Consider the following 2488-nt stretch of genomic DNA (forward strand, 5'->3'; position numbering starts at 1 on the left):
TGAAGCAATACATCCAGAATCAGTCAGAGGGTGCTATCCATCCCCACCCGGGTGGGGAATTCCGCACCTTACGTTAAAGCTGAGCTGTCGATCCCCAGCAAAAGTGGCTCTAGATGGGAAGGGATCCGCTGCTGCCCGTTAGGCTGCTGCAAGAGTACAAAAGAGTGCTGCTGAGTTCTATCGGATTCTCGAGCGGCTGCTGCGCAGGATGAGCCATGCCAATTCCAAGGCCGGCCCCAGCACTCGCCAAGCGCGAAAGCAAAGCAGCAGGGATCCCTGTCCGTGCCAGCCGGTGTGGGTGAAGGTCAAGCGCAGGTGGCGGGCCAGCGAGGGAGGGAGGGCCGCCAACAGCCCTAGGCACTGCCCCGTCAAGGCCGGGTTGGCAAAGCCGATTTCTAGGCCGCCTTGCCAGGACTGGATCTGGATCCCCTTGGCCAACCGCTTCAGAAGGGGCCAGAAGCGAGGCCAGTCGGCAAAGGAGAGACGGCAGCCCACCCGGGCCGGCCAATGCCCGCGAACGCAGAGGGATCCGCAACGCCATTCCCAACCCCGACGGCTGCCCCGCAGAGCCAAGCCCCCCCACCCGCGCCATTTCCAGCTCCAGGCGAGGGGGCCTTGCCAAGGCTTGCGGTAGCGTAGCAGGAGCTGTTGTGGCCAGAACAGAAACAGTCCCAACCCAGTGACCAGCAGCAGCCCTGCCAGGTACTTGATGATCTCAAGCCAGCCCATAGCGGGCCAGAAAACGGGGCAAATCGACTACCTGACAGGTGTAGGATCCCTGCATCACCAGCCGCCCCTGCTGCGCGATCTCCACCTGAAACTGAACGCGCCTTCCCTCCACTGCCACGACTTCAACCTTCACCTGCAAGGGATCCCCCACCACAGCTGCTGAGCAGTGTTCTAGGACAAAGCGGATCCCGACTGCCGCTTCTTCCCCCTCGTAAAAAGGCTGCAAGGTGTTGTGGCCACATCGCTCGATCAGCGCCAACAGAGCTGGGGATCCAATCACCCTCACGCCGGGGTTGCCCAGGGCCTCAGCCGTCTGCTCGGGGCCGGGGATCCCTTGCCAGGTGCCACGGGTGCCGAGGGGAAGGAGTTTCACAACCCTAGAACCTCAACGCTAGCGGGACGCTGTTCTGGACTGCCACCAGCGCCAGCCCTGCCCAAGCAAAAGGAACAGAGCCAGGATCCCAACGCTGGCCGCCAGCACCAGGGCCCGCTCCAGGCGGGTGGCATAGAACCCCGTCACCGTCCAGTTGCGGCTGAGGTTGGATCCGAGGATGGCGAGCGTGGCCAGGCCCAAAGCTTGGATCCCCGTCCAAGTCGCCCTTCTCCCTTCTTGGTTCAAGGCTATGGGCTGCAGCGCCGCCAAGATCAAGGCGGTGATCAAGGCTGCCAGCAAGAAAGCTGCTTGCGGCTGGGCATGGACGAAATAACCCACCCCCAGCGGCAGGAGCAGGCTGCCCAGCGTCAGGCCGACCCCGGTTTGCAGGGGTTTGTCTAGCCCGTGCAGCCAGTAAAGAAGCGCAGCCAAGGCCATGGCCGCCATGCCCAAGTAGAGCGCCGCCGATACGTAGGGCTGGGTGAGGTCGATCCCGGCCACCTGCAGGTTGAACTGGTGCAGCAGGTTTTGCAGCAGGGGTCGGGCCGACAAAAACAGGGCAGCCATCGCCCCCCAGCGGCTGGGAAAAGCCAGACACCCCAGCCCCAGCAGCGCCGCCCCGTAGGATCCCCCCAGCCGCAGTGCCAGCAGCGCCCCACCGCCTACCAGCGTCAGGCTCACACAGGCCCGCCAGAGCAAGGCCTCTTTCCCCTCGGGTGCCGGGATCCTGCTCTCCAAAGCCAGTAGAGCCCACGAGAGCAACACCCCCGCCCCGTACAGCAGCGCCCAAAAGGGATCCTGGTACAGCCCGTTGCGCACCAGAGCCAGGGCCAGCGCCATCGCCACCAGCCATCCCACTCCTGACCCCAGGGCCGACAGCCGCCGGTTGGATTCCACCTCGCTGTCGGGTGAGGACTCTGTCCCGCTGGCGCGAACGGGAACAGTCAACAGGGGCAGGGTGCCCGCCACTAGGCTGAGGGCGGCCAGACCAACAGGTAACAACACCGGCCAAGGGAGATCTGGCAGAGATTCCGCTCCCATCTCCATAAGGCGGGATCCCCAGGTGAGGGCAGCGATGCCGCTCCAGCCCTGGGCCAGCCCCATCAGCACAGACAGCATCTCTTCTTCAGCCAAGCAGCCCAGCAACGGGATCCCCACCAAGCCCATCCCCAGGCCGCAGCCCCACAACAGCAGGGAAAAAGCAGCTCCCGCCTCAGATCCCTCGAAGGCGCCGCCGGCTACACCCTGCCAGGTGGCCAAGCTGAGCAGCAGCACCGCCAGCCCCTGCCCCGCCCCCCCCCACCCCCCCCCACCCCCACGGCCCGCAGCCGCCCCCCGCGCCCCCCACACCAGCCCGCCGCGACCCCGTTGAGGAAGACCACACAG

At 65.3% G+C, this 2488-nt stretch carries 3 protein-coding genes; all 3 read right to left on the reverse strand.

What is annotated here, in order from left to right; genetic code table 11:
- Positions 1-177 precede the first annotated feature (177 nt).
- A complete protein-coding gene (locus NW841_RS12585) occupies positions 178-729 on the reverse strand; it encodes a hypothetical protein (RefSeq protein WP_414378794.1) in 552 nt (183 codons plus the stop codon).
- Positions 716-1102, reverse strand: a complete 387-nt coding sequence (locus tag NW841_RS12590) for a thioesterase family protein (protein WP_414366092.1) — start codon at positions 1100-1102, stop codon at positions 716-718. The genes NW841_RS12585 and NW841_RS12590 overlap by 14 nt, the downstream gene beginning before the upstream one ends.
- An 18-nt stretch (positions 1103-1120) precedes the next feature.
- Positions 1121-2488 (reverse strand): hypothetical protein (locus NW841_RS12595; protein ID WP_414386710.1); only part of this gene is annotated, 1368 nt, incomplete at its 5' end.

This window comes from Synechococcus sp. H60.3 (genome assembly GCF_047462295.1).
Taxonomy (GTDB): Bacteria; Cyanobacteriota; Cyanobacteriia; order Thermostichales; family Thermostichaceae; genus Thermostichus.